Source organism: Streptomyces sp. NPDC032822 (genome assembly GCF_055578825.1).
Window position 1 is genome coordinate 367,343 of sequence record NZ_JBVIOL010000002.1, and the last position, 26,519, is coordinate 393,861.

At 73.0% G+C, this 26,519-nt stretch carries 19 protein-coding genes and 1 tRNA gene; 9 read left to right on the forward strand and 11 right to left on the reverse strand.

Annotated features, from left to right (window positions below; genetic code table 11):
* The first annotated feature begins 34 nt into the window (after positions 1-34).
* Entirely contained in the window at positions 35-820 is a 786-nt protein-coding gene (locus ACZ5VD_RS07350) for a GntR family transcriptional regulator (protein ID WP_468548364.1), read from the forward strand.
* A gap of 13 nt (positions 821-833) precedes the next feature.
* Here ACZ5VD_RS07350 and ACZ5VD_RS07355 read toward each other — a convergent pair whose 3' ends face one another.
* Together ACZ5VD_RS07355 and ACZ5VD_RS07360 are read right to left on the reverse strand one after the other, a co-directional pair.
* Positions 834-1,820, reverse strand: a complete 987-nt coding sequence (locus tag ACZ5VD_RS07355; protein ID WP_468681313.1) for an aldo/keto reductase — start codon at positions 1,818-1,820, stop codon at positions 834-836.
* Positions 1,821-1,911: 91 nt separating this feature from the next.
* Positions 1,912-2,583, reverse strand: coding sequence for an NUDIX domain-containing protein (locus ACZ5VD_RS07360; protein ID WP_468681315.1), 672 nt, complete (start codon positions 2,581-2,583; stop codon positions 1,912-1,914).
* Between the two features lie 207 nt (positions 2,584-2,790).
* Between ACZ5VD_RS07360 and ACZ5VD_RS07365 the strand changes: the two genes are divergently transcribed.
* Positions 2,791-11,082, forward strand: coding sequence for a type I polyketide synthase (locus tag ACZ5VD_RS07365; protein ID WP_468681317.1), 8,292 nt, complete (start codon positions 2,791-2,793; stop codon positions 11,080-11,082).
* Positions 11,079-12,608: a tryptophan 7-halogenase gene (locus tag ACZ5VD_RS07370; protein WP_468681319.1), complete on the forward strand. Its 1,530-nt coding sequence runs from the start codon at positions 11,079-11,081 to the stop codon at positions 12,606-12,608. Before ACZ5VD_RS07365 ends, ACZ5VD_RS07370 begins: the two co-directional genes overlap by 4 nt.
* An 87-nt stretch (positions 12,609-12,695) precedes the next feature.
* Here the strand turns inward: ACZ5VD_RS07370 and ACZ5VD_RS07375 are convergent.
* A tRNA-Pro gene (locus ACZ5VD_RS07375) sits at positions 12,696-12,769 on the reverse strand.
* 116 nt (positions 12,770-12,885) lie between these two features.
* On the opposite strand from ACZ5VD_RS07375, the gene ACZ5VD_RS07380 reads away from it, so the two are divergent.
* The 3 genes from ACZ5VD_RS07380 to ACZ5VD_RS07390 all read left to right on the forward strand — a co-directional run bounded on the left by ACZ5VD_RS07380 (position 12,886) and on the right by ACZ5VD_RS07390 (position 16,454).
* Positions 12,886-13,419: a DUF309 domain-containing protein gene (locus tag ACZ5VD_RS07380; RefSeq protein ID WP_468548359.1), complete on the forward strand. Its 534-nt coding sequence runs from the start codon at positions 12,886-12,888 to the stop codon at positions 13,417-13,419.
* Positions 13,420-13,488: 69 nt separating this feature from the next.
* Positions 13,489-14,262: a precorrin-6A synthase (deacetylating) gene (gene cobF / locus ACZ5VD_RS07385; protein ID WP_468548358.1), complete on the forward strand. Its 774-nt coding sequence runs from the start codon at positions 13,489-13,491 to the stop codon at positions 14,260-14,262.
* Positions 14,263-14,363: 101 nt separating this feature from the next.
* On the forward strand, positions 14,364-16,454 hold the full coding sequence (locus ACZ5VD_RS07390) for an MDR family MFS transporter (RefSeq protein ID WP_468548357.1): 2,091 nt from the start codon (positions 14,364-14,366) through the stop codon (positions 16,452-16,454).
* Between the two features lie 9 nt (positions 16,455-16,463).
* Here the strand turns inward: ACZ5VD_RS07390 and ACZ5VD_RS07395 are convergent, their stop codons facing one another.
* Positions 16,464-17,210: a cobalt-precorrin-6A reductase gene (locus tag ACZ5VD_RS07395; RefSeq protein ID WP_468548356.1), complete on the reverse strand. Its 747-nt coding sequence runs from the start codon at positions 17,208-17,210 to the stop codon at positions 16,464-16,466.
* 64 nt (positions 17,211-17,274) lie between these two features.
* The gene (locus tag ACZ5VD_RS07400) at positions 17,275-18,048 is read right to left on the reverse strand and encodes a sulfite exporter TauE/SafE family protein (protein ID WP_468548355.1); all 774 of its coding nucleotides are present in this window, start codon (positions 18,046-18,048) and stop codon (positions 17,275-17,277) included.
* A 216-nt stretch (positions 18,049-18,264) separates the two neighbouring features.
* Between ACZ5VD_RS07400 and ACZ5VD_RS07405 the strand changes: the two genes are divergently transcribed.
* The 3 genes from ACZ5VD_RS07405 (at position 18,265) to ACZ5VD_RS07415 (ending at position 20,148) form a co-directional block, all read left to right on the forward strand.
* Positions 18,265-18,747 (forward strand): Dps family protein, encoded by a 483-nt coding sequence (locus ACZ5VD_RS07405; protein WP_468548354.1) that lies wholly within the window; start codon positions 18,265-18,267, stop codon positions 18,745-18,747.
* A gap of 36 nt (positions 18,748-18,783) precedes the next feature.
* Positions 18,784-19,116 carry a DUF3140 domain-containing protein gene (locus ACZ5VD_RS07410; RefSeq protein ID WP_468548353.1) on the forward strand — a complete coding sequence of 111 codons (333 nt, stop codon included), beginning with the start codon at positions 18,784-18,786 and terminating at the stop codon, positions 19,114-19,116.
* A 246-nt stretch (positions 19,117-19,362) separates the two neighbouring features.
* Positions 19,363-20,148: an SAM-dependent methyltransferase gene (locus ACZ5VD_RS07415; protein WP_468681666.1), complete on the forward strand. Its 786-nt coding sequence runs from the start codon at positions 19,363-19,365 to the stop codon at positions 20,146-20,148.
* A gap of 43 nt (positions 20,149-20,191) precedes the next feature.
* Here the strand turns inward: ACZ5VD_RS07415 and ACZ5VD_RS07420 are convergent, their stop codons facing one another.
* From ACZ5VD_RS07420 to ACZ5VD_RS07445, 6 genes are all read right to left on the reverse strand, one after another.
* Positions 20,192-20,875, reverse strand: coding sequence for an SDR family oxidoreductase (locus ACZ5VD_RS07420; RefSeq protein ID WP_468548761.1), 684 nt, complete (start codon positions 20,873-20,875; stop codon positions 20,192-20,194).
* Between the two features lie 44 nt (positions 20,876-20,919).
* Positions 20,920-21,795 carry a cupin domain-containing protein gene (locus tag ACZ5VD_RS07425; RefSeq protein ID WP_468548352.1) on the reverse strand — a complete coding sequence of 292 codons (876 nt, stop codon included), beginning with the start codon at positions 21,793-21,795 and terminating at the stop codon, positions 20,920-20,922.
* On the reverse strand, positions 21,792-23,135 hold the full coding sequence (locus ACZ5VD_RS07430; RefSeq protein ID WP_468681321.1) for an amidohydrolase family protein: 1,344 nt from the start codon (positions 23,133-23,135) through the stop codon (positions 21,792-21,794). The genes ACZ5VD_RS07425 and ACZ5VD_RS07430 overlap by 4 nt, the downstream gene beginning before the upstream one ends.
* Positions 23,136-23,203: 68 nt before the next feature.
* Positions 23,204-24,184 carry an alpha-ketoacid dehydrogenase subunit beta gene (locus tag ACZ5VD_RS07435; protein ID WP_468681323.1) on the reverse strand — a complete coding sequence of 327 codons (981 nt, stop codon included), beginning with the start codon at positions 24,182-24,184 and terminating at the stop codon, positions 23,204-23,206.
* Positions 24,172-25,152 carry a thiamine pyrophosphate-dependent dehydrogenase E1 component subunit alpha gene (locus ACZ5VD_RS07440; RefSeq protein ID WP_468681325.1) on the reverse strand — a complete coding sequence of 327 codons (981 nt, stop codon included), beginning with the start codon at positions 25,150-25,152 and terminating at the stop codon, positions 24,172-24,174. Before ACZ5VD_RS07440 ends, ACZ5VD_RS07435 begins: the two co-directional genes overlap by 13 nt.
* Positions 25,149-26,495, reverse strand: coding sequence for a M24 family metallopeptidase (locus ACZ5VD_RS07445; RefSeq protein ID WP_468681327.1), 1,347 nt, complete (start codon positions 26,493-26,495; stop codon positions 25,149-25,151). The genes ACZ5VD_RS07440 and ACZ5VD_RS07445 overlap by 4 nt, the downstream gene beginning before the upstream one ends.
* Between the last annotated feature and the right edge of the window lie 24 nt (positions 26,496-26,519).

The following is a 26,519-nucleotide window of genomic DNA, read 5'->3' on the forward strand; positions in this document are numbered from 1 at the left end:
CCGCTTCCGACCCTCCGAGGGAGGTACACGTTCCATGGCGAAGACCGGCGGCCCCTCACGTGCCGCGACCACCCCCGCGCTCAGCTCCCTGGACTTCGCCCTGGACCGGGGCAGTCCGGTGCCGCTGTACTACCAGCTCGCCCAGCAGCTGGAGGCCGCGATCGAGCACGGCGTGCTCGCCCCCGGCAACCTGCTGGGCAACGAGATCGACCTGTCCATCCGCCTCGGCCTGTCCCGGCCCACCGTCCGCCAGGCCATCCAGTCCCTCGTCGACAAGGGACTTTTGGTGCGGCGGCGAGGCGTCGGCACGCAGGTGGTGCACAGCCAGGTCAAGCGCCCGCTCGAACTCAGCAGCCTCTACGACGACCTGGAGACGGCCGGGCAGGGACCGGCCACCCGGGTCGTGCGCAACGAGGCCGTCCCGGCGACCGCGGACGTCGCGGCCGCCCTCGGGGTCGCGGAGGGCAGCCAGGTCACGGTCCTGGAGCGGCTGCGCTCCACCCACGGCCAGCCCGTGGCCTTCCTCTGCAACCACCTGCCCACCGGCCTCGTCGACCTCGACACCGCGCGCCTGGAGTCGACCGGCCTCTACCGGATGCTGCGCTCCGCCGGTCTCACCCTGCACAGCGCCCGCCAGACCATCGGCGCCCGCTCCGCCACCGCCCAGGAGGCCGCCCTCCTCGACGAACCGGAGGGCGCCGCCGTACTGACCATGCAGCGCACCGCGTACGACGACACCGGCCGGCCGGTCGAGTTCGGGACCCACATCTACCGCGCCTCCCGGTACGCGTTCGACTTCCAGCTGCTGGTCAGACCCTGATCCCCGGCCCCGCTCAGTGGACCTCGTCCAGGCGGGCCCGCTGTTCCGCCGTCAGCTCCAGGTCGACCGCCGCCAGGTTCTCCTCCACCTGGGCGAGGGACGACGCTCCCGCGAGCGGCACGACCGGGAGCGCGCCGCCGATCTGCCAGGACAGGACGACCTGGTTGACGGTCGCGCCGGTCTCCCGGGCGACGGCACGCAGGGCCGCGAGCCGGGCCGGGGTGCCCGGGTGGTCGTAGCCGGGCGGCAGGGGCCGTTCGGGATGCGCGTACGTGCCCTTCAGCAGGGGTGAGTAGGCGACCAGGGTCAGGGTGGGGTCGGCCCGCAGGTAACCGAGCAGTTCCGGTCCCACGGCGCCCAGGGAGCCGTCGGGGAAGAGGTCGCCGGGCAGGTCGGTGCGGGAGCGGAGGTAGCTGTGCTCGTACTGGAGCACCTCGTAGCCGGGCAGGCCGGCCGCCGCCGCGAGGGCGCGGGCCCGCTCCACCCGCCACACGGCGTGGTTGCTGACACCGAGCAGGCCGACCGTGCCCTCGGCGACCAGTTCGGCGAACCCCTCGACGGTCTCCTGGAGCGGAACCCCGTGGTCCTCGATGTGCGCGTAGAGCAGGTCCAGCTTCTCGACGCCGAGGCGCTCCCGGCTGCGTTCGGCCGCCTCACGGATCACCTTGGCGGACAGTCCCTCGGCGTTGTCGACATAGCTCGTGCCGGGGGCGAGGGGACGGGCGCCGAGCTTGGTGGCGATGACGATCTCGTCGCCGACACCCCGGCTGCGCCGCCAGCGGCCGAGCAGTTCCTCGCTCTGCCCGCCCTGACCGCCGTCGATCCAGAACGCGTAGTTGTCGGACGTGTCGATGAAGTTGCCGCCGGCCTCGACATAGCGGTCGAGCACGGCGAAGGACGTCGCCTCGTCGGTGCGGGAACCGAACAGCATGGCCCCGAGGGCGAGGACGCTCACCTCGCGGCGGTGGTCCGGGGTGGTGCCGATGGTGCGGTACTTCATGGTGGTCCTCCCGTTCGCGCGCCCGCCTTCGGGGCACGAACGGGAGTCTTCGTCTTCGAGCGCACTTCAAGTCAAGGGCGCCGGAGCGGACTTACGGTTCCCGGCGGGCGAACGGGCCCTCCAGCGCCGCCCACTGGAGCAGCATGATGGTCTTCGCGTCGGCGATCCCGCCGGTGCGGATCATCTCCAGGGCCCGCCGGAAGGGCAGTTCGAGGATCTCGATGTCCTCGCCCTCCTCGTCCAGGCCGCCCCCTTCGTGGGTGCGGGTCGAGGGACCGTAGGCGGCGGCGTAGAAACTGACGCGTTCGGTGACCGAGCCGGGGCTCATGTAGACGTCGAAGACGTGCTGGACCTCGCCGATGGTGTGCCCGGTCTCCTCGACGACCTCGCGGCGTACGGCGATCTCCGGGTGCTCGTCCTCGTCGTCGAGCAGTCCGCCCGGGGTCTCCACCAGCAGGCCGTCGGGGTGGCCGTTGACGTACACCGGGAAGCGGAACTGGCGGGTGAGCAGCACGGTTTCGCGCTCCGCGTCGTACAGCAGCATGGTGGCCCCGTTGCCGCGGTCGTGGGTCTCGCGCTCCTGGGTGCTCCAGGTGCCGTCGGCGAGCTGGAGGTCGAAGACGGTGGTGCGCTCGACGTACCAGTGGCTGGACAGGAGGGTCACGTCCCGCACCTTGACCCGCGGGTTGCCGGTGAGGTCCAGGCCGGTGCGGTCGAGCCCGGTGCGGCCCCGGCGGTCGGGGGTGTCGACGCCGGCGGTCATCGAGGGCCGGCCGTGCGGGCGGGGGAGGCGGAGTACGAGTTGGTCATGAACCGCTTCTACCATCCGGCGGCGCGGGTCCGCTCACTGCGCAACGCCGGCCGTCGAAACGTTCGATCATCCGGCGGACCGGCCCGTACGCTCAATACCGTTGCTCTGCGAGGAGATTGACGACGGCCGTGCCCCGGCACGCGCCGGAGGGGCGGGTCCATGACGCACGAGGAACTGGTCCGGCCGCTGCCGGAGCTGCTGAAGGCACACGCCGAGCGGTCACCGTCCCGGGTGGCCTACGCCGACGACGTACGGGCCGTCACCTACGTCGAGTTGGAGCGGCGCACCGGCCGGCTGGCCGCGTATCTCGCCCGGTCCGGGGTGCGGCGCGGGGACCGGGTCGCCGTCTGCCTGGGCAACTGCGTGGAGATGGTGGAGAGCGTCCTTGCGGCCGTGCGCGCCGGGGCGGTCGGCGTGCCGCTCAACCCCCGCTCCTCCGAAGCCGAACTCACCCACTTCCTCCGGGACAGCGGCGCCTCGGTCGTCGTCACCGACCCCGCGCACCTCACCCGGCTGCACCGCGCGGGCCTCCTGGACGGCCGTGGCCGTGCCCGTGTCCTGCTCACCGGCCCGGGGCCGGTCCCGGCGGACGCCCCGGAGGGGACGGCCCTCTTCTCGGAGGCGGCCGAGACCGAGGGCTCGGGGCCGCCCCGCGACGACCTCGGGCTCGACGAGCCGGCCTGGATGCTCTACACCTCCGGCACCACCCACCGCCCCAAGGGCGTGCTGTCCACGCAGCGCGCCGCCCTGTGGTCGGTGGCGGCCTGTTACGCCCCGATCTTCGGGCTCTCGCCGCGGGACCGGCTGCTGTGGCCCCTCCCGCTGTTCCACAGCTTCGGCCACTCGCTGGCGATCCTGGGGGTGACCGCGGTGGGAGCGAGCGCCCGCATCACCGGCGAACTCCTGCCGCCCGGAGGCCTGTTGCGGGAGTTGCGCACCCCGCACCGCGACCTCGGCGGGCCCTACACCGTCCTGGCCGGCGTGCCCGCCGTCTACCACCAACTGGTCGCGTCCGCCGAGGACGACTCACCCGTGCCCGGTCTGCGGACCTGTGTCGTCGCGGGCGCCCCGAGCGCGCCGCCGCTGCGCCGGGCGGTGGAGGCGCTGCTCGGGGCGCCGCTGCTCGACGCGTACGGCAGCACCGAGACCTGCGGAATGATCGCCGTGAACCGGCCGGAGGGACCCTGGGTGGACGGTTCCTGCGGGCCGCCGGTCCCCGGGATGGACGTACGGCTCGTCGACCCGGGATCCGGCAACGATGTCAACGACGGTGAGGAGGGCGAGATCTGGGCGCGCGGCCCGAGCCTGATGACCGGATACCACGACCGGCCCGAGGCGACCGGGGCCGCGCTGCGGGACGGCTGGTACCGCACCGGTGACCTCGGACGGCGCGTCGGGCACGGTCATCTCACCCTCACCGGCCGGGTCAGCGAGCTGATCATCCGGGGAGGGGAGAACATCCACCCCACGGAGATCGAGGAGGCCCTGCTGTACGGTCCGGGCGTGCGGGACGCGGTGGTGGTGGGCAGGCCGCACGACGTCCTCGGCGAGGTCCCGGTGGCCTACGTCGTCCCGGAACCGGAAGGATTCGACCCGCGCCGGGTGCTGGCCGTGTGCCGTGCCCGGCTGGCCGCGTACAAGGTGCCCGTCGACCTCCTGGAGATCGCCGCCGTCCCCCGTACGGCGTCCGGCAAGATCGCCCGCCACGCGGTCCTGCCGGACCTGGCCCGGCCGGCCCTCGCCTCCGCCCCGCCCGCCGACGGCGCCGTGCCCCGACGACTGCCGGACGCGGCGGGGCCGCCCGATCCGGCGGGGCTGTCGGGTCTGCCGCCGGAGGCGCGGGAGCGTGCGCTGCGGGAGGTGGTGCTCGCGGAGACGGCCGCGGTGTGCGGTGACGGGCCGGGCGAACGGCCGGCCGGTGACGCCGACAGGCCCTTCACCGACCTCGGGCTGACGTCGGTGGGCGCCGTCACACTGATCGACCGGCTCGGCGAGGCGACCGGGCTGACGCTCCCCTCGACGCTGGTCTTCGACCATCCGACCCCGGCCGCCCTGGCCCGGCACCTGCACTCCACCCTGTTCACGACCCGGCTCACGCCGGACACCACCGCGCCGCCGCACTCCGGCACGGAACCGGCGCCGGACGATCCGGTGGTGATCGTCGCCATGGGCTGCCGCTACCCCGGTGACGTCCACTCCCCCGAGGACCTGTGGCACCTGGTGTCGGACGGCCGGGACGTGGTCTCGGACTTCCCGACCGACCGGGGCTGGGACCTGGCCGCCCTGTACGACCCCGATCCGGACCGGATCGGCACCTCGTACACCCGCAGGGGCGGATTCCTGCACCGGGCGGCGGAGTTCGACGCCGGGATGTTCGGGATCTCACCGCGCGAGGCGCTGTCGATGGATCCGCAGCAGCGGCTGCTCCTGGAGACGTCGTGGGAGGTCTGGGAGCGGGCGGGCATCGATCCGGCGGGGCTGCGCGAGAGCGAGACGGGGGTGTTCGTCGGCGTGATGCACGCCGACTACGCCGCCCGCTTCGACCGGCACGAACTGGAGGCCCACCTGGGCCTGGGCTCGGCGGGCAGCGTGGCCTCCGGCCGCCTCTCCTACGTGTACGGCCTGCGCGGGCCGTCGATCACGATCGACACCGCGTGCTCCTCCTCCCTGGTGGCCCTGCACTGGGCGGCGAAGGCGCTGCGCTCCGGCGAGTGCTCCCTGGCCCTGGCGGGCGGGGTCACGGTGATGGCGTCGCCGAAGCCGTTCACCTCGTTCAGCCGCCAGCGGGGCCTCTCGCCCGACGGCCGCTGCAAGTCCTTCTCCGCCTCGGCGGACGGCACCTCGTGGGGCGAGGGCGCCGGCCTGGTGCTGCTGGAGCGGCTGTCCGACGCCCGGCGCAACGGCCATCCGGTGCTGGCCGTGCTGCGCGGCTCCGCCGTCAACTCCGACGGCGCGTCCAACGGTCTGACGGCCCCCAACGGCCAGGCCCAGCAGCGCCTGATCGTCCGGGCGTTGGCCGATGCCGGGCTGGGCGCGGACGACGTGGACGTGGTGGAGGCGCACGGCACGGGCACCACGCTCGGCGACCCCGTCGAGGCGGGGGCCCTGCTGGCGACCTACGGCCGGGGACGCGCCGAGGACCGGCCGCCGCTGTGGCTGGGCTCGGTCAAGTCCAACCTCGGGCACGCCCAGGCCGCGGCCGGGGTCGCCGGGGTCATCAAGATGGTGCAGGCCATGCGGCACGGGGAACTTCCGCGCACGTTGTACGCCGAGGCGCCCAGTCCGCACGTCGACTGGTCCGCGGGCCGGGTGGAGCTGCTGGCCGAGGCGCGCCCGTGGCCGGCCTCGGACGGGCCTCGGCCACGCCGGGCCGGGGTGTCGGCCTTCGGGATCGGCGGGACCAACGCGCACGTGATCCTTGAGGAGCCGCCACGGCTGCCCGGGACCGGTACGGAGGGGCTCATGCCCGGATCCGGGACCCGAGAACTCACGGCCGCCGACGGGAAGGGGGTGGCCGGCGAGACGGTGGCGGTGGGCGCCGAACTGCCCGTGCCCTGGCTGCTGTCCGGTGCCGACGAGGCCGCCCTGCGGGCGCAGGCCGGTCGGCTGGCGGCCCATGTGTCGGCCCGGCCCGGCCTGTCGGCGGCCGACGTCGGCTTCTCGCTCGCCGTGTCGAGGTCGGCGCTCACCCACCGGGTGAGGGTGCCCTCCGGGGACCGCACCCGGATGCTGGCCGCGCTGGAGTCGCTCGCCGACGGCCGGGGCGGGACGGGGACCGTCGCCGAGCCCGGTGCCCGCACGGCGTTCCTCTTCACCGGTCAGGGCGCTCAACGTGCCGGTATGGGCACGGAGTTGCGGGCCGCGTTCCCGGTGTTCGACGGGGCCTTCACCGAGGTGTGCCGGGCCCTGGACGGCCGTCTCGAACGACCGCTGGACACGGTGCTGTCCGCCGGCCCTGGTGCACCGGAGGCCGCCCTCCTCGACCGTACGGACTTCACGCAGGCCGGGCTGTTCGCCTTCGAGGTGGCGCTGTTCCGGCTGCTGGAGTCCTGGGGGGTGCGCGCCGACTTCCTGGCGGGCCACTCCGTCGGCGAGCTGGCGGCGGCCCATGCGGCCGGGGTGCTGGACCTGCCGGACGCGGCGGAACTCGTCGCGGCCCGGGGCCGGTTGATGCACGCGCTGCCCGAGGGCGGGGCGATGGTCGCCGTGCACGCGACGGAGGAGGAAGTCCTCGCGGTCCTCCCCGAGTGGGCCGACCGGGTGGCCGTCGCCGCCGTCAACGGGCCGCGCTCGGTGGTGATCTCGGGCGTGACGGACGCGGTGCTCACGGTCGCGGCCGGGTTCGAGGCCCGCGGTCGCCGGACGGTACGGCTGCGGGTCGGCCGTGCCTTCCATTCGCCGCTGGTGGAACCGATGCTCGACGCGTTCCGGCGCGTCGCCGAGGGGCTGACCTTCCGGGCGCCGCGGATCCCGGTGGTCTCGGCCGTGACGGGCCGCCCGGCCGAAGCCGGGGAGCTGGGCTCCCCGGAGTACTGGGTACGGCACGCCCGGCTGCCGGTGCGGTTCGCGGACGCGGTGCGATGGCTCGGGGACAGTGGGGTCCCGGCGTTCCTGGAGATCGGCCCCGGCCCCGCGCTCACCGCCGCGGCCGAGGACTGTCTGACGGGCCCGGACGGCCCGGGACCGGCCCCGGTGTGTGCCGCCGCCACCCGTGGCGGCGAGGCCGAGCCGCAGACCCTGCTCGACGCCATGGCCCGGCTCCATGTCCGCGGCGCACGCGTCGACTGGCCCGCCGTGTTCGCGGGCGGTACCGCCCGGCGCGTGGACCTGCCGACGTACGCCTTCCAGCGGCAGCGGTACTGGCTGGACCCCCCGCGCCCCCGGCCCTCCGTTCCGGACGGCGACGAACATCCGCTGCTGGGACCGGCGTTCGCCGTGCCGGACACCGACCGGACGGTGTTCTCGGGCCGGTTCTCCGCCGCGAACCACCCGTGGCTCGCCGACCATGTCGTCGGCGGGACCGTGCTGGTCCCCGCGACGGCGTTCGTGGAGTTGGCGGTACGGGCGGGCGCCGGGGCCGGCTGCGGTGCGCTGGACGAGCTGGTCGTCCTTTCCCCGCTCCCGCTGCCCGAGGGTTCGGACGTACGCGTCCAGGTCGTCCTGGGCGGGGCGGACGAGTCCGGTCGGCGCACGGTCGACATCCACGCCCGGCCCGCCGCGGACACCCCCGAGTCCTCCTGGACCCGGCATGCCACCGGCCTGCTCGCCGGGACGCCCGCAGCGGCCCCGCCGCCCGACGCCGAACTCACGGTGTGGCCTCCGCGGGGAGCGACCGAGGTCGACCTCACCGACGCGTACGCCGGCCTCGCGGACGACGGCCTCGCCTACGGTCCGGCCTTCCGAGGCGTACGGTCCCTCTGGCGGCGCGGCGACGACCTGTTCGCGCATGTGCGGCTTCCCGAGGCGGAGTCGGCGTCCGCCGGCCGGTTCGGGATCCATCCCGCCCTCCTGGACGCGGCCCTCCACGCCCCGCTGCTCGCCGGCTCCCGGCCGGGTTCCTCCGCGATCCGGGTGCCGTTCGCGTGGAACGGTGTGCGCCTTTACGGGGCGGGTGCTTCGGAGGTGCGGGTACGGGTCACCGTGGGCGGCGGCCCGGACACGGTCTCGGTGAGCGTCGCCGACCCGACCGGGCGGCCGGTGGCGCTGGTCGACTCGCTGGTGACGCGCGAACTCCCGGCGGACGCGGCCGGATCGGCGGCCGACGTGGTGCGGCGCGCGCTGCTGCGCCCCGACTGGACCCCCGTCGAGCCGTCACCGGCCGGCGACGGGCATCCCCCGGCCACCGGTCACTGGGAACTCGTCGGCCCGGACGACCTGGAACTACGGGGGGCGCTCCCCTGCGTCGCGGGCGCCGAGGCGCCGGACGTCCTCGTCGTCACGGCGGTCGGCGGCCCGCTGCCGGACGCCGATCCGCTGCCCGCCGTACACCGGTTGACCGGCAGGGTGCTCCGCACGCTCCAGGACTGGCAGGACGATCCGCGGACGGCGGGCTCCCGCCTGGTCGTGGTGACACGGGACGCAACCGCGCCGGACCCGGATCTGGCCGGTGCGGCCGTCTGGGGGCTGGTCCGCACGGCCCAGGCGGAGTCGCCGGGGCGCGTCGTGCTCGTCGACCTGGACGGACGGCCCGAGTCACTGCGGCTCCTCCCCACGGCGGTGGCCACCGGCGAGCCCCAACTCGCCCTTCGTGGCGGCCGGTTGACCGCACCTCGCCTGGTCGTCGGCGGAGAGTCCGGCACCGGTGGCGTTCCCGGGGCCACGTTCGGCCCGGACGGCACCGTTCTGATCACCGGCGGAACCGGTGCGCTGGGCGCGGAACTCGCCCGCCATCTCGTCACCTCGCACGGTGTACGCCACCTGCTGCTCACCGGACGCCAGGGCCCTCAGGCACCGAACGCCACCCCACTGCGCGAGTCGCTGGAGGGGTTGGGCGCCGAGGTGCGGATCGTGGCCTGCGACGCGGGCGACCGGACCGCGCTGGCCGAACTGATCAAGGGGTGCGCGCCGGCACTGACCGGCGTGGTGCATGCCGCCGGGGTGCTGGACGACGGTGTCCTGGCCGGGCTGACCCCCGAGCGGATGGCCGCGGTGCTCCGGCCGAAGGCGGCCGCGGCCTGGCATCTGCACGAGCTGACCCGTGACCTGGATCTGTCGGCGTTCGTCCTGTACTCCTCGGTGTCCGGCCTGCTGGGCCGCGCCGGGCAGGGCAACTACGCGGCGGCCAACGCCTTCCTGGACGCCCTCGCCCGCCACCGCGCCCGACTGGGCCTGCCCGCCGTGTCCTTGGCATGGGGCCCGTGGGAGGCGGGCGGCGGCATGGCCGACACGGGCACACCCGGCCGAGACACCGGGGCCGGGGCCGGTGAGCTGCTCCGGGCGTTGACCGTGCCCCAGGGCCTGGCCCTGTTCGACGCGGCGCTCCCCGCGGGCGAGCCCGCATGGGCGCCGATCCTGCTGGACCGGGCCGCCCTCCGCACCGCCCGAGGGCCACTGCCGCCACTCCTGCGCGGGTTGGCGGGCCCTCGGAAGGCCGCCGCCGGGGACGCCGGTGCCGAGCCCTCACCCGGCGCCGACCAGGCCTGGCAGCCGGGAGCGTGGCGCAAGGTGCTGGCCGGACTGCCCGTCGCTCGACGGGAGTCCACGCTCGCGGAGTTGCTGCGCACCGACGTGGCGACGGTCCTCGGCTATCCGGACGCCGACGCGCTGCCGGCCGGAAAGTCCTTCGCCGAGCTGGGCTTCGACTCACTGATGGCGGTCCAGGTCCGCAACCGGCTGAGCATGGCGCTGCGGCTCAGGCTGTCCGCCGCCGTGGTGTTCGAGCACCCGACGGCCCGGGACCTGGCCCGCCACGTCCTCGGCCTCCTCGACGACCTGCCCACGGACACCACGGACACAACAGATGCGGCAGACGCGGCAGACGGAACGGGCACAACGGACGCGACGGAACCGAAGGGCGCGCCGACCGACGTCCGTCCCCCGCAGACCCTGTCCGCCCTCTACCGGCGGGTCTGCGAGGCGGGTCAGGTGGTCGCCGCGATGCACATGCTGGTCACCGCCTCCTGGGCGGTACCGACCTTCGGTCCGGACGCCGGGCGGGAGCACGCGCTGCCGCCGCTGCGGCGTGCCGAGGGCTCCGGCGAGAGGCCGATGCTCGTGTTCTTCACCGGGTACCACCCGCCCTTCGCCGCCCCCGGTGGGGAGTTCGCCGGGTTCCACGCCCACTTCCAGGGCGAGCGCGACGTCCTCGAACTCCCGCACCCCGGCATCGGGGCGGGCAGTGCCGTGCCGGCCGACCGGGACACGCTCGCCCGCACGCACGCGGAGACGGTGCTGCGGCAGGTCGGTGACCGGCCCTTCGCCGTCGTCGGCATGTGCACCGGGGGTGCGGTCGCCCACGCCGTGACCCGGCGGCTGGAGGCGCTGGGGAGGCCGCCCGTCGGGCAGGTGCTGCTGGACACGTACCTCGTCGACGACGGCAACAGCGACAAGGACTGGCTGCTCTCCCTGGCCGCCGTCATCGCACCGCGTCTGGGCGGCAACCAGTTCACCGGGGACGAGGACACCGGGGTGGCGGCACTGGGGGCGTACACGCGTATGTTCCTCGGCTGGGATCCGGAACCGGTCGGCGTGCCCACCCTGCTGGTCCGGGCGACGCGGCCGACCCCCGAGATGGCGGCGGGCACCGACCAGGACGAGTGGCGGACCTCGTGGCCCCTCCCGCACACCCGGGTCGACGTGCCGGGCGACCACTTCTCGTTCATGCGGGAACACACCGGGACGACGGCAGCGGCCGTCCGCACCTGGATCGACTCACTCGGTAGCGGCGGTTCCCCGTCGGACTCGGCGTCGGACTCGGCGTCGACATCGGTCACGGAAGGGGAAGAGCGGTGAAGCCCATCGATGAGCGGCGGACGGACCAGGGCGCGGCGGTCGAGGAGTTCGACGTGATCGTCGTGGGCGGCGGCCCGGCCGGGGCGACCGCCGCGTCGGCCGTCGCCCTGCGGGGCCACCGTGTGCTCCTCCTGGAGCAGGAGACGTTCCCCCGCTACCAGATCGGCGAGTCGCTGCTGCCGTCCACGGTGCACGGGGTGTGCCGCATCCTGGGCGTCGAGGAGGAGGTGGCGCGGGCGGGTTTCAAGACCAAGCGCGGCGGGACCTTCCGCTGGGGCCGCAACCCGGACCCGTGGCAGTTCTCCTTCGCGCTGTCCCCACGGCTGGCCGACCCGACCTCCTTCGCCTACCAGGTCGAGCGGTCCCGGTTCGACGCGATCCTCCTCGACAACGCCCGCCGGGTCGGCGTGGACGTGCGGGAGGGCTGCCGCGTCAGGGGCGTGCTCGCCGACGAGGAGCGGGTGCGGGGCGTCGGCTGGACCGGCCCGGGCGGCGGGAGCCACCAGGCCCGGGCCCGCTATGTGGTGGACGCCTCCGGGAACGGCAGCAGGATCCACGGCGAGGTCGGCGGCGGGCGCACGTACTCCGACTTCTTCCGGAACATCGCGGTGTTCGGCTACTTCGCCGGCGGCGGGCGGCTGCCGAAGCCGAACGACGGCAACATCTTCTGTGCCGCCTTCGACGAGGGCTGGCTCTGGTACATCCCGCTCCGGGACGACCTCACGAGCGTCGGCGCGGTGGTGAGCCGGGAGAGTGCCGCCGCGATCGGGCGGGACCCGGTGACGGCCTGGCGCGGGCTGATCGACGCCTGCCCCGAGGTCCGGGACCTCCTCGCCGGGGTTCCGCGGGCCACCGAGGCGCCGTACGACCAGGTGCGGGTCCGCAAGGACTGGTCGTACTGGAAGGCACGGCTGTGGCGGCCCGGCATGGTGCTGGTCGGTGACGCGGCGTGCTTCGTCGACCCGGTGCTGTCCTCGGGCGTGCATCTCGCCACGTACGGCGCCCTGCTGGCGGCCCGCTCCCTCAACGCCGGTCTGGCCGGGACGCTGGACGAGGACCGTCTCTTCACCGAGTTCGAGACCCGCTACCTGCACGAGTACGGCCTGTTCCACGAGTTCCTGGTCTCTTTCTACGACATGCACCAGGACGAGCGGTCGTACTTCTGGAAGGCCCGCAAGGTCACCCATGTCGACACGACGGAGGTGGAGGCGTTCGTCGACCTGGTGGGCGGACTGGCCTCCGGCGACGCGTCCCTCGGCGGGCCCGGTGGGGCGGGTGGGGCGGGTGCCGACCGGTTGACCGCCGCCGCCTCGGAGCTCGACGAGGCCGTGGGCCGGCTACCGGACTCCGACGGCCTGCGCAATCCGCTCTTCGAGGCCCGCACGATCCGCCAGGTGTTCCAGGAGGGAACGGTGCTCCAGGAACGGGGCGTCTTCGGCGGCCCACTGGAGGACGAGATCCCGGTGCGGCCGGGTGGTCTGATCGCCTCGGAGGACGGGCTCATGTGGGTGGATCCCGGGCGCTGAGCGCCGGGACCCTCCGGAGGAACCCCGACACACGGAAAAGCCGCTCCGGATCACTCCGAAGCGGCCTGCGACCTGCGTCTTCACAAGTCGGGACGACAGGATTTGAACCTGCGACCCCTTGACCCCCAGTCAAGTGCGCTACCAAGCTGCGCCACGTCCCGGTGCGCTGCCCGCGGTGACCCGCGTGATCGCGCGAAGAGCACCCTACCCCACCTGGGAGGCCTCGCCGGAGGCGGGTGCGGGGCGCGCGGGAGGGGGGACGCGGGACAATCGGCGTATGGGCAGTGGCAGTGCATCCTCGGGACGACAGGCCGACGCGCGGGACCGTGACGACGAGGGGCGGGCGCGCAACGCGCGACCCCGGGACGGGCTCGGCCGGCCGCTGCCGTACGGCTCGGACGGTGTGGAGCGGCAGCCCGAGGGGGTCGTCCGGGCCCCCCGGGAGAGCGTCGCCGAGGCTCAGGAACTGTTGGACGCGGGGAAGCCGTTCCATGCGCACGAGGTGTTCGAGGACGCCTGGAAGTCGGGTCCCGAGGAGGAGCGCGGGCTGTGGCGTGGCCTGGCCCAGCTCGCCGTGGGGCTCACCCACTCCGCCCGCGGCAATGTCACCGGTGGTGCCCGGCTGCTGCGGCGCGGGGCCGGGGCCGTGGAGGGGTGGGCGTCGGCGGCGGGACGGGAGCGGCCGTACGGCATGGACCTGCCGGGGGTCGTGGGCTGGGCACGGCGGCTGGCGGAGCGCGTCGAGCGCGATCTCGCGACCGTCGACGCCGGTGAAGAAGCGCCGCGGCTGCGAGGGCCGGGCGGCCCCTGAATCCGGTCCGGCGGCTCGCGCCCAGGACGCGGTGTCCGCGGTGTCGGTGGGGTGCGGCAGACTCGGGGCGTGCGAAAGATTCATGTCATCGGTATCGGCGCGGGCGACCCCGACCAGCTGACCCTGCAGGCGGTGCGGGCGCTGCGGAGCACGGACGTGTTCTTCGTCCTGGACAAGGGCGAGGTGAAGTCCGACCTGGTGGGGCTGCGCCGGGACATGCTCGACACCCATGTGCCGCAGGGCACGTACCGGGTGGTCGAGGCGCGTGACCCGGAGCGGGACCGGGCGGCCGGTGGGGCCGCGTACTCCCCCGCCGTCGGGGACTGGCGCAGTGCTCGGGCGGAGATCTACGCACAGATGATCGCCGAGGAGCTCGGCGAGGACGAGAGCGGCGCGTTCCTGGTGTGGGGCGATCCCGCGCTGTACGACAGCACGATCGGGATCCTGGACGAGATCCTCGACCGGGATGCCGTGCCCTTCGAGTACGACGTCGTGCCCGGGATCAGCAGTGTGTCGGCGCTCGTCGCCCGGCACCGGACCGGTCTGAACCGGGTGGCCCGCCCCGTCCAGATCACCACCGGCCGACGGCTCGCCGAGGGGTTTCCCGAGGGGGTGGACGACGTGGTGGTGATGCTCGACGCCCACCAGAGTTTCCGCAAATACGTCGACCAGGACATCGACATCTACTGGGGTGCCTACATCGGCACCGCGGACGAGATCCTCGCCGCCGGGCCGATCGCGGAGGCCGCGCCCCGTATCGAGCGGCTGCGCGCGGAGGCCCGTGAGCGCAAGGGCTGGATCATGGACACGTACCTGCTGCGCCGCAACCCCGGGGAACGGTAAGGGGAACGGGCGGGGAGGCAGGGGGGCAGCGGGTCGGCGGAGGGCACCCGGGCAGACCGCTCCCGCGTGCACGGACGGCGTACCGGTGTGATCGTGACCTCGTGACAGTCGTCGAGGGATCCGCGCCTCCCGCCGCCTCGCAGCCGCCCGTGCTGGACAAACGCCGCCGCAACGTCGTCTTCGTGACGATCATGCTGGGGATGCTGCTGGCGGCGCTCGACCAGACCATCGTGGGCACGGCGTTGCCGACGATCGTGTCCGACCTGGGCGGCGCCGAGCACATGTCGTGGGTCGTCACCTCGTATCTCCTCGCGGAGACCGTGGCGACGGTCCTGGTCGGCAAGTTCGGCGACATGTTCGGCCGCAAGGTGGTCTTCCAGGTCTCGGCGATCGTGTTCATCACGGGGTCGTTCCTGTGCGGCCTGGCCTCCGACATGACGCTGCTGATCCTGTGGCGGGCGATGCAGGGCGTCGGCGCGGGCGGTCTGATGGTGACCGCCATGGCGCTGATCGCCGATGTGATCCCGCTGCGCGAGCGCGGCAAGTACCAGGGCGCCATCGGCGCGGTGTTCGGGGTGGCCACGGTCGTCGGGCCGCTGCTGGGCGGCCTGTTCACCGACCATCTGACGTGGCGCTGGGCGTTCTACGTCAATGTGCCGATCGCGATCGTCGTGGTGATCGCGGCCGCCCGCACCATCCCCGTCGTGAAGTCCGCCACCCGGCCGATCATCGACTATCTGGGCATCGCGTTCGTCGCGGTAGGCGCCAGCGCGCTGATCCTGGGCACCAGTTGGGGCGGCAACGAGTACGCGTGGGGTTCGGGCGTCATCATCGGCCTGTTCGTGGGCGGTGTGATCGCGCTCGGCCTGTTCTGCTGGGTGGAGACCCGGGCGGCCGAACCGATGCTGCCGATGCGGCTGTTCGCGAACCCGGTGTTCACGGTCTGCTCCGTCCTCAGCTTCGTCGTCGGGTTCGCGATGCTCGGCGCGATGACGTACCTGCCGAGCTATCTGCAGTACGTCGACGGCGACTCGGCCACCGTGTCCGGGGTGCGCACCCTGCCGATGGTGATCGGACTGCTCATCGCGTCGGTCTTCAGCGGCAACGTGGTGAGCAAGACCGGGCGGTACCGCCTCTTCCCGATCGTCGGCTCGCTGGTGATGGGCCTCGGCCTGTATCTGATGTCCCTCATGGATCCGTCCACCGGTGCCTGGCTGGAGTCCCTGTACATGTTCGTGCTGGGCACCGGCATCGGGCTGTGCATGCAGGTCCTGACGATCGCCGTGCAGAACACGGTCGAGTACGCCGACCTCGGCACCGCCACCTCCGGGGTCACCTTCTTCCGCACCCTGGGCAGTTCCTTCGGCACGGCGGTCTTCGGCACGATCTACGCCAACTCCCTCACCCCCCACCTCAAGGACGGGATCACGTCGGCCGTCGAGGTGGGGTCCGTGGACGCGGCGACCGTCACCAAGGCGGCCACCAGCCCCGAGGGCCTGCACCGGCTGCCCGCGGACGTCGCCGCCCCGATCATCGACGCCTACGCCGACACCATCCAGACGGTCTTCCTGTGGACCGTGCCGGTCGCGGCCGTCGGCTTCGTCGTCGCCCTGTTTCTCAAGCAGGTGGAGCTGCGCGACAGTGCGCGGGCGGGCTCGACCGACATGGGCGAGGGGTTCGCCCAGCCGTCCGGCGCGGACTCCCGGCGGGTCCTGGAGGCCGCCGTCGGAAAGATCATCGGCGGTACGGACCTGAGCACCGCGCGTCGGATCATGAGCGACTCCGACACCCGGCTCGACATCGCCGGCGCCTGGGCAGTGATGCAGGTCGAGCTGTTCACCCGGCTGGTGGGCCACGCCAGCCTCGGCCTGATCGCCGCCCGCCGCCATCTGCCCCCGGAGGTCCTGCTGCCCGCCTTCGACCGGATGGTCGAGGAGGGGTATCTGACCCGCGACGGCTCCCTTCTCTCCCACACCGAGGCGGGGGCGCGGGAGGCCCGGGTGATCGGCACGGCCTGGGCCGACTGGCTGGCCGACCGGGTGGAGAAGGACATCGGGCGGCCGTCCGGCACGGATCTTCGGTCCGCGGTGGACACCATCGCGAAACGGCTCCTGGTGGAGGACCTCAGCCACGGACTGCCGCGGCGGCCCGCCGAGTCGGCGACGGACCCGGTGTCGAGCACCGCCCGCTGAGGAGCGTCCTCAGGGCGGGGCGACGCCGAGCCAGGTCAGGACGGCGGGCACGTCGGTCAGGGCGGTCACCGTGCCGGGGAGCGGCGGGCGGGCCACGACCACGACGGGCAGGGCGAGTCGACGCGCGGCCGTCAGTTTGGCCACCGTCGCGTCTCCGCCGCTGTCCTTGGTGACCAGGACGTCGACGCAGTGGTCGTAGAGGAGTGCGGACTCGGCGTCGACGGTGAACGGGCCGCGCGCCAGGAGGACTTCGGTGTGCGGCGGCATCGGCGGCTCGGGGAGTTCCACGGACCGTACGACGAAGTGCAGGTCCGTGAGGTGGGCGAAGGCGGCGAGGCCCAGGCGGCCGGTGGTCAGGAACACGCGGCGGCCGAGCCCCGGCAGCAGGTCCGCTGCCGCGCTCAGCGAGGCGGCCGGATGCCAGCGGTCCCCGGGGCCGGGGCGCCAGGCCGGGCGGTGCAGGACGACCGCCGGAACACCGGTCGTGGCCGCGGCCGCCGCCGCGTTCGCGGTGATGCCGGCGGCGAAGGGGTGGGTGGCGTCGACCAGTGCGTCCACGTGCCGCTCGCGCAGCCAGTCGGCGAGGCCGGCCGCCCCGCCGAATCCGCCGATCCGTACGTCCCCCGCGAGGGCCCCCGGCCGGGCCACGCGTCCGGCGAGGGAGGTGGTGACCCGGAGACCGCGGCGGGCCGTGAGCACGGCGGCCAGCTCCCGGGCCTCGGCGGTTCCGCCGAGGATGAGGACGTGCGAAGGCATGGCGCCGAGCCTACGAGGTGCGGGGACCCGGCCGGCCCATCGGGGCCGGGCCGCCGGACGGGCGCTAGCGGAGCAGGAGCTGGAGGCCGCCCACGATCGTCGCCGCGATCACGAGTTGTTCGAACAATCGCTGGTTGATTCGGTTCACAGCCCATTTGCCGAGGAACGCGCCGGGCACGACGAACGCCACGAGTGTCGCGTCGAGCAGCAGCGAGTGGCCGTCGATCAGACCGAGGCCGACGCTGAACGGCACCTTGGACACGTTGACGATCAGGAAGAAGAACGCGGAGGTGCCGAGGAAGCCGAGCTTGCGGAAGCCTGCGGAGAGCAGGTACATCGACATCACCGGGCCGCCCGCGTTGGCGACCATGGTGGTGAAGCCGCCGAGGACACCGTAGGAGCGGGCCTTGACCCGGCCGGACCGGGTGGCGACCGAGTCCGGTTCCCGCTCGGAGTCCGCCGTACGGCGGCGCCACACCGTCACTCCGGCCATCAGCAGCAGGATCGCGCCGATCGACGTCCGGACGATCCCGTCGTCCGCCCACACCAGGAACAGCGTGCCGGCGACCACACCCACCGCGACCGCCGGGAAAAGGCGCCACAGCGTGGGCCAGTGGGCATGACGCCGGTAGGTGAGCACGGCGAGCACGTCCCCGGCGATCAGGATCGGCAGCAGTACGCCGGTGGAGGCGCGGGCGGGCAGGACGGCGGCGAAGATCGCCAGGCTGACGGTGTTGGCCCCGCTCACGGCGGTCTTCGAGAAGCCGACGAGCAGGGCGGCGAAGGCGAGGGCGGCGAACTCCCAGCCGGTGAGGTGCCAGAGGGTCATCGTGTTCATGCGGACACCGATGCTAGATGCAGGTATCGGGCATCCGTAAGGAGCGTCTCGCCAGGTGGCCAAGGGTGCCGTCGTGGGGATCGTGCCGCCCCGGGAAGATCCCCGGTCCCGCGGGCGCGGTGTTTGCACCGGTTCGCACTGGGCACCCGCGCTCCCGTGGCGTCGTACGACACACCGATCCGTACCCCCAGGCGACGCCGTAAGGAGACGCACCGAATGACTGTCGTGAAGAGCACGATTCCCGAGCCCGCCCGTCAGGTCACCGGGGACGCACTGCAGAGCACGCTGGTGGATCTTCTCGGGCTCTCCCTGATCGGGAAGCAGGCGCACTGGAACGTCGTGGGCCCGCGTTTCCGGTCCATCCACCTCCAGCTCGACGAGGTCGTCACCGCCGCCCGCGACTTCGCCGACACCGTCGCGGAACGCTCCTCGGCGCTCGGCCTGCCGCCCGACGGCCGCCCGGAGACGGTGGCCTCGGCGTTCACGCTGCCCAGCCCGAAGGAGGGGTGGGTCCGTGACACGGAGGTCGTCGAGGTGATGGTCGAGACGCTGGCGGCGGCCATCGGACGGCTGCGCGAGCGCATCGAGACGACCGAGAAGGCCGACCCGGTCACCCAGGACCTGCTGATCACGATCACCGCGGAACTGGAGAAGCAGCGCTGGATGTTCGACGCGGAGAACTGGCCCAAGGACAGCTGACCGGCACCCGACCCACCGCGTAGGCAGGGGGACTTGATGACGGACGCGCTCGAACTCGACGCGCTGTGGGAGGACTTCCACCGTGCGGTGAACATGACCTCGCAGGAACTGGCCGCGTGGCTGCGGGTCAGCGAGGCCGACGAGAACACCGAGCCGCCGCCGGAGCACGCGGGCGCTCCCCTGGGTGAGCAGGTGCTCGCGATCCTGCAGAAGCGGCGTACGGATCTCGACGACGCCGACCTCGACGTGATGTACGAGGTCGTCGACACCGTCGCCGAGCAGGCCGACATGGCGAACGAACCCGAGGCCGAGCAGACCCGCCGCCGGCAACGCCTGATGGCGATCGGTCACGACCCGCTGAGGCGTTGAGGCATCGATCCGTCGAGGCGCTGATCGCCTGCAGTGTCGAGGCGCCGAGGTGTCGAGGTCTGGCCGAACAGGTGGCCGAAGACCGCCTCCGTCCCGCGCCAAGATCGTGCCAGACTGCTCGACACGGCCTGCCGAAGGGTGCGCGGGCCCTGTCGAGCAGGGGAGCACCGCGTGACCGGGACCGAGCCCGCCGTCGACCGGACCGGCACGAACCCGGCCGACCCGAACCGGCCCGGCCGGCGGCGCATCGACACCACCAGACCGCACCCGGCCCGTGTCTACGACTGGTTCCTCGGCGGCAAGGACAACTACCCGGTCGACGAGGAACTCGGCCGGCGGATCATGTCGATCGACACGGGAGCCCCGCGGGCGGCCCGCGCGAACCGCCGGTTCATGCAGCGGGCCACCCGCCTGCTCGCCCGGGAGACGGGAATCCGGCAGTTCCTCGACATCGGCACCGGCATCCCCACCGAGCCCAACCTCCACCAGATCGCCCAGTCCGTGGCCGCGGACACCCGGGTCGTGTACGTCGACAACGACCCGATCGTCCTGGCCCACGCCGAGGCCCTGCTGCACGGCACGCGTGAGGGGGTGACCGAGTATCTCCAGGCGGACGCCCGCGAACCGGCCACCATCCTCGAACAGGCCCGCCGCATCCTCGACTTCGACCGGCCCGTCGCCCTGTCGCTGATCGCGCTGCTGCACTTCGTCGCGGACGAGGACGGCGCGTACGAGCTGGTGGACACCCTGGTCGAGGCCCTCGCGCCGGGGAGTTGTCTGGTGCTGTCCGCGATGACCGCCGACTTCGAGCCAGAACCCGTCCGCCGGGGTATCGCCGCCTACGCGGCCGGCGGAGTGACCCTGGTGGCGCGGTCACAGGACCAGATGGGCGGGTTCTTCAAGGGACTTGAGCTGCTGGAGCCGGGCATCGTGTCGGTCGTCGACTGGCATCCCGAACTCGCCGCACCGGGCGAGGAGTCCGACGGACCGGGCCTCGTGTCGTTGTACGGCGCGGTCGGCCGCAAGCTCTGACGACCGGCCCCTCACACCAGCCGTCAGCCCCGGGGAACGGCCGTCAGCGCAGCAGCCACCCCCCGTCCACGCTCAGATCCACCCCGTTGACCGACCGGTTGCGCAGCAGGAAGTCGACGGCGTCCACGACGTCCCCCATCGTGGCGAGCCGGCCCGTGGGTGTCCGCGCGACCAGCGCGTCGAGGGGTTTGTCCGCCCAGTAGGGGCTGTCGCCGACGACTCCGGGGTGGACGGCGTTGACCCGGACGGGGGCGAGTTCGGTGGCGAGGGTGTGCACCAGTCCGGTCACGCCCGCGTTCACGGTGGCCACGGTGGTGGCGCCCGGGTAGGGCCGTTCCTTGGCCTGTCCGCCGAAGAGGACGAGGGCGCTGTCGTCGTGCAGTCGGGTCCGCAGCGCGTGCACGGCCTCGGTGTAGCCGACCAGTTTCAGTGTGACCAGGTGGAGGGCCGCGTCGATGTCGTAGGCGGCGACGCGGTTGTCGTCCCGTGAGACCCCGGCCAGGACCAGGTGGTCGACGGGCCCGACGTCCGCCAGGGCGCCCGCGATGTCGTGGGGGCGGGAGAGGTCCAGGGCCAGTCCTCGGGCCGCACCGGTCTCCTTGGCCACGGTGTCGGCCCGGTGCGCGTCCCGGCCGGTGAGGACGACGTGGTCGCCGCGTGCCGCGCGGGTCCGGGCGAACTCGCGGCCGATCCCCGATGTGCCGCCGACGACGAGAACACGGCTCACGGCCCCGCTCGCGGCTCCACTCGCCGCTCCGTTCATCACGCCGCTCATGGCTCCAGTGCCTCCCTCAGGTACTCCCAGTCCCGGGTGAACCGGTAGGCGTGCCGCACCGGCGGCTGCGGTGCCTGTGTCTCCAGCCAACGCAACGGCCCCTGACCGGCGTTGGCGAATCCGTGCACACAACCGGCGCCCGCCCAGGCCAGATCGCCCGGACCGAGCCGGTACCGCTCGCCGTCGAACACCGCGTCCACGGTCCCTTCGAGGAACAGATAGGTCTCCTCGAAGGGGTGGTCGTGCGTGCCCGCGACACCCTCGGGCGCGTACTGGACCATGAACATCGTCGAGGCGACCGCACCGAGGTCGCCGTCGACCATCGTCTTCACGGTGATGCCGCTGTAGACGAGAAGCGCGGTGCGCATGCTCGCCGACACCGCGAGGAGGTCCTGCGCCTGCTTGCCGGGGTCCATCTGCGCGGGTTCGAAGTGGCCGAGCGACCGGGTGCGGGGGTCGCGGACGTCGACGCGTACAGGGTCGCGGGCGGGCAGGGGGGCCACCGCCCGGGTGTCGTGGCCGTAGCGGGCCCGGGGCACCGGCGCCAGCATGTCGGCCCAGCGGGCGACCGTGTCCCCGGCGCCGCGCCACGCGTGCGGGACGCCCGTCGGGAGGAGGCCGTAGTCGCCCTCTTCGAGGAGGTACGACCCCTCCGGCACGTCGAGGATCACACGGCCGTCGAGGAGGTGGAAGCTCTCCTCGTAGGAGTGCACATGGGCGCCGACCGTGCCGTCGGGCCGCAGTTCGCAGACGCCGAAGCCGGTGTGCACGCTGCCGTCCTCCTCGCCGACCAGCGCCCGCCGCCGGTGGCCGTGCGCGTCGTAGGGCAGCTCCCGCGCCTCGGCCGCCCGTCGCACCAAGTGCCCGGTCATACGGCGTTCTTCGCCGCCAGCAGCCGGTCACGGGACGCGACGACCAGGGCGCGCGCCCGGTCGACGTCGGCGAGCAGCCTGCCGTCACGCTTGCGGATCACGCCGTCGACGATCACCGTCTCGACGTTGGACACGTCGGCGGACAGGGTCACCGCGGCCACCGCGTCGTGCACGGGCGCGACGTTCAGGGCGGTGGCGTCGATCGCGACGACGTCCGCCCGTTTGCCGGGGGTCAGGGAGCCGGTGCGGTCTTCGAGTCCCGCGACATGGGCGCCGTTGCGGGTCGCGATCTCCAGGAGCTGACGGGCCGTCAACATGGTTTCGGGGACGGACATGTCGGCGTCCCAGCACGCGGCGTTGACGCGGGCGCGCTCGGCGCCGAAGGCCGCGCGGATCTGGGTGAACATGTCGCCGGGGACGGTGGTGACGACGTCGATGCTGAGCGAGGGGCGCAATCCGTGCTCGATGGCCTTCATCACGGGCGGCCAGCCGTGCCCCATCTGCGTCTCCACCTGCGGGGCGATCGAGACCGTACCGCCGCTGTCGGCGACCATCCGCCACTCCTCCTCGCTGAGATGGCAGCAGTGGACGTAGGTGGTGTCGGGGCCGAGGAGTCCGAGGTCGTGGAGTTGCCTCACCATGCCGAAGCGGCCGGCCAGCCGGCCCATGGCCACGTGCACGGTGATCGGGATGCCCAGCTCGCGGGCGAGGGCCCACTCCGAGGTGACGACGTCGGTCGTGCAGAACCCGGGGCCGCGAGTGGCGAGGCCCATCGTCAACAGACCGTCGTCGGAGGCGAAGTGGGCTTCGCGGATCCGGCGTACGTCGTCGCCCGGTATCGCGATCTTGCTGTCGGACCAGTAGTCCGCGAGGGAGGTGTTGGCGCTGCCGTACGCGTACTGCGCGCGGATCCCGGCGTCCGTCAGGCCCTGGATCGCGGCGTCCGGATGCTCGGGGGTGTTGTTGATGTGCGACCAGTCGACGAGGGTGGTGATGCCGGCGTCGACGCACTCCAGGGCGCCCGCGAGGTTGGCCGCGTACACGTCCTCGGGCGTGTACAGAGGGGCGAAGGTGTCGAGGACGTCGACGAAGTAGTCGTCCAGGGTGGCATCGGGGGCCACGCCCCGGATCGAGGCCTCCCAGGTGTGGCGGTGGGTGTCGACGAAGCCGGGGAGCACGATGCGGCCGGCCATGTCGAGCACCTCGGCGTCCGCGTCGATCTCCGGCCGGACGGCCACGATCGTCCCGTCCTCGATGAGGACGTCCCCCCTCGGCAGGTCCCCGATGTCGGGGTCCATCGAGATCACATGTCCGGCGCGCAGGAGTGTCCGGTGGGTCATCGCCCTTCCTCCCTCGGGGTGTTCGGTACATGGGTTCGGTACGCGGTGCGACGGTTCGGTCACGCGGTTCAGTACGCGGCGAGGGTGCGGACCGCCGCCACGACCTTGTCGACGGTGGGGATCACCCGCTGCTCCAACGCGTCGGCGAAGGGCAGCGGGACGCACTCCCCCGCCACCCGCCGCACGGGCGCGTCCAGCAGGCCGAAGCCCTCGTCGGCGACGACCGACACGAGGGTGGCGCCCCATCCGCCCTGGTAGGGGTTCTCCTCGACGGTCACGAGCCGCGAGGTGCGGGAGAGCGAGGCGAGGACACGGCTCACGTCCAGCGGGATCAGGCAGCGCAGGTCGACGACCTCCGCCTCGACGCCCTCCTCGGCGAGGAGCCCGGCGGCCTCCAGCGCCACCGGCACCATCGCGGCGAGCGCGACCAGCGTCACGTCGGTACCCTCCCGCACGACGGCCGCGCGGCCCAGTTCGACCACGTGTCCCGGCGGCGGAGGCGGGCCCTTCGTCGCCAGCAGTCCCTTGTGCTCGAAGAAGACGACGGGGTCGTCGCTGCGGATCGCCGCCGCCATCAGGCCGATCACGTCGGCGGGCGTGGCCGGAGCGGCGATCTTCAGACCGGGGACGGTGAGCGCCCAGTTCTCGGTGGCCTGCGAGTGCTGGGCGCCGAACCCGAGTCCGCCGCCGTTGGCGGTGCGCACCACGAGCGGCACGGTGACCTGACCGCCCGTCATGTACCGCACCTTGGGTATCTCGTTGGCGAGGTAGTCCCAGCAACAGGCCAGGAAGTCGGAGAACATGATCTCGGCGACCGGCCGTATCCCGGTCATCGCGGCACCCATCGCCGCGCCCACGATGGCCTGTTCGGAGATCGGCGTGTCCCACACCCGTTCCGGCCCGAACTCCTTGAACAGCCCGGCGGTGGTCTTGAACACCCCGCCCGCCTCGCCGATGTCCTCGCCGAGGCACACCACGGACGGGTCCCGGCGCATCTCCCGCGCGAGCCCCTCGGCGACGGCCTCGCGGTAGCTGATCAGGTCCGCCATGCCGCGCCTCCGTCCGCCCACACATCGGTCAGCGCCTCGCGCGGGTCGGCGGGCGGGGCGTCCTTCGCCGCCCGCACGGCCCGCTCCACGACGTCCCGCGCTCGGTCGTCGGCTCCGGCGACCGTGCTCGCGGGCACCCCCAGGTCGGCCAGCCGCGCCCGTGCCAGGTCCAACGGGTCGTGCCGGAGCCAGCGTTCGACCTCCTCGGCCGGCCGGTAGGTGGCCGGGTCGGCCCGGCTGTGCCCGAAGTGGCGGTAGGTCGCCGCCTCCAGCAGGGCGGGCCCGGCTCCCGCCCGGGCCCGCCCCGCCAGCCGGGTCACCGCCTCCTCGACGGCGACGACGTCGTTGCCGTCGACGACCTCGCCGGGGATGCCGTACGCGGGCGCCCGGTCGGCGGCGGGCCGGGGTACCGCGGTGACGTCGGCGATCGGGGTGTACTCCATGTAGAGGTTGTTCTCGCAGACGAACAGCACCGGCAGTTTCCACACGGCGGCCAGGTTGAGGGCCTCGTGGAAGGCGCCGATGTTGGTGGCGCCGTCGCCGAAGAAGGCGACCGCGATCTGCCGGGTGCCCCGCAGCCGGGCCGACCAGGCGGCGCCGGCCGCCATCGGCAGGTGGGCGCCGACGATGGCGTACGAGCCGAGCATGCCGGTGGACGCCTTGGTCAGGTGCATGGAGCCGCCCTTGCCCTTGCACAACCCCGTGGCCCGGCTCATGAGTTCGGCGAGGCACTCCTCGGGGGTGGCGCCCCGGGCCAACGCGTGGTGGTGGCCCCGGTAGGTGGCGAAGACGTAGTCGTCCTCGCGCAGGGCGGCGCTCGCGCCGACGGCGATGGCCTCGTGACCGGCGGCGAGGTGGGTGGTGCCCTTCACGAGCCCGGACAGGAAGAGGTCGTGGGCGGCCTTCTCCGTGAGCCGGATGAGGAGCATCCGCTCGTAGCGGGCGAGGAGTCGGCCGGCGTCCGTCATGACACACCGTCGCCGGTGACGGTGCCGGTGTTGAGGTGGGACTGCGACTCACGGCGGGTGTTCAGCTCGCCGCCGACCGTCCAGTACTTGCGGCCCGCCACCAGGAGTTCCTCGGCCGGGAACCGGGTGATGACCTCGCAGCCGTCGGCGGTGACGACCAGTTCCTCCTCGATACGGGCGGCGGACCAGCCGTCGGCGGCCGGCCAGTAGGTCTCCAGCGCGAACACCATGCCCTCTTCGAGGACTTCGGGGTGGTCGAGCGAGACGAGCCGGCTGAAGATCGGCTTCTCCCAGATCGACAGGCCGACGCCGTGGCCGTACTGCAGGGCGAAGGCGGCGGTCTCGTCGGCGAAGCCGAACTCCTCGGCGCGCGGCCACACGCGCACGATGTCGGCGGTGGTCGCGCCCGGCCGGACGAGGGCGATCGCCTGGTCCATGTACTCCCGGCAGCGGACGTAGGCGTCGCACTGGGCGCGGGAGGCGCTGCCCACGGCGAAGGTGCGGTAGTAGCAGGTGCGGTAGCCGAGGTGGCTGTGCAGGATGTCGAAGAAGGCGGGGTCGCCGGGGCGGATCAGCCGGTCGCTGTAGACGTGCGGGTGGGGTGAACAGCGTTCGCCGGAGATGGCGTTGACGCCTTCGACGTACTCGCTGCCGAGGTCGTAGAGGATCTTGCTGACCAGTCCGACGCACTCGTTCTCGCGGACGCCCGGGCGCAGATACCCGTACAGCTCCTCGTAGGCCGCGTCGACCATCGCGCAGGCCTGGGAGAGCAGGGAGATCTCGTCGCCGGTCTTGATCCGGCGGGCCTCCAGGAAGACCTGTTGTCCGTCGACGACGTCGATGCCCTCGGCGCGCAGGGCGGCCAGGACGGGCATCTCGGCGACGTCGATGCCCAGGGGCTCGTCCGCCAGGCCGTGTTCGCGCAGTTCGACGGCGATCTTGTGGGCCACGTCCGCCGCGATCCCGGCGTCCGGGTGGAAGGCTCCGCGCAGGGTGGAGATACCGGCGCGGGCCCCGGTGGGCGGGCCTCCCTCCTTGCCGTCACCGTGGTCGAGCCACGGGGTGTACAGCTGGTGGTGGCGGGCGGCGGAGCCGAAGTCCCAGAGGACCGGTTGGCCGCCGCGTACCAGCAGGGCGAAGCGGATCAGCTTGTCCATCGCCCAGGTGCCGATGTGGGTGGCGGTCATGTAGCGGATGTTGGCGAAGTCGAAGCTGAGCACCGCGCCGAGCTCGGAGCGGTCCAGCGAGGTGTGCAGCCGGGCCAGGCGCTCGCGGCGCAGCCGGTCCAGATCGACGCGCTGTTCCCAGTCGACGGCGTTGGGGCCGTAGGTGCGGATCGCCATGGGACCACCCCCGGTTCGGAGTGA

Bases quoted from the DNA above. Each gene is read 5' to 3' on its own strand.
- ACZ5VD_RS07435 (WP_468681323.1), bottom strand. From the start codon at position 24,184: ATGGCGGACCTGATCAGCTACCGCGAGGCCGTCGCCGAGGGGCTCGCG.
- ACZ5VD_RS07405 (WP_468548354.1), top strand. From the start codon at position 18,265: ATGACTGTCGTGAAGAGCACGATTCCCGAGCCCGCCCGTCAGGTCACC.
- ACZ5VD_RS07380 (WP_468548359.1), top strand. From the start codon at position 12,886: ATGGGCAGTGGCAGTGCATCCTCGGGACGACAGGCCGACGCGCGGGAC.
- ACZ5VD_RS07350 (WP_468548364.1), top strand. From the start codon at position 35: ATGGCGAAGACCGGCGGCCCCTCACGTGCCGCGACCACCCCCGCGCTC.
- ACZ5VD_RS07430 (WP_468681321.1), bottom strand. From the start codon at position 23,135: ATGACCCACCGGACACTCCTGCGCGCCGGACATGTGATCTCGATGGAC.
- ACZ5VD_RS07400 (WP_468548355.1), bottom strand. From the start codon at position 18,048: ATGAACACGATGACCCTCTGGCACCTCACCGGCTGGGAGTTCGCCGCC.
- ACZ5VD_RS07445 (WP_468681327.1), bottom strand. From the start codon at position 26,495: ATGGCGATCCGCACCTACGGCCCCAACGCCGTCGACTGGGAACAGCGC.
- ACZ5VD_RS07365 (WP_468681317.1), top strand. From the start codon at position 2,791: ATGACGCACGAGGAACTGGTCCGGCCGCTGCCGGAGCTGCTGAAGGCA.
- ACZ5VD_RS07425 (WP_468548352.1), bottom strand. From the start codon at position 21,795: ATGACCGGGCACTTGGTGCGACGGGCGGCCGAGGCGCGGGAGCTGCCC.
- ACZ5VD_RS07410 (WP_468548353.1), top strand. From the start codon at position 18,784: ATGACGGACGCGCTCGAACTCGACGCGCTGTGGGAGGACTTCCACCGT.
- ACZ5VD_RS07355 (WP_468681313.1), bottom strand. From the start codon at position 1,820: ATGAAGTACCGCACCATCGGCACCACCCCGGACCACCGCCGCGAGGTG.
- ACZ5VD_RS07440 (WP_468681325.1), bottom strand. From the start codon at position 25,152: ATGACGGACGCCGGCCGACTCCTCGCCCGCTACGAGCGGATGCTCCTC.
- ACZ5VD_RS07360 (WP_468681315.1), bottom strand. From the start codon at position 2,583: ATGACCGCCGGCGTCGACACCCCCGACCGCCGGGGCCGCACCGGGCTC.
- ACZ5VD_RS07395 (WP_468548356.1), bottom strand. From the start codon at position 17,210: ATGCCTTCGCACGTCCTCATCCTCGGCGGAACCGCCGAGGCCCGGGAG.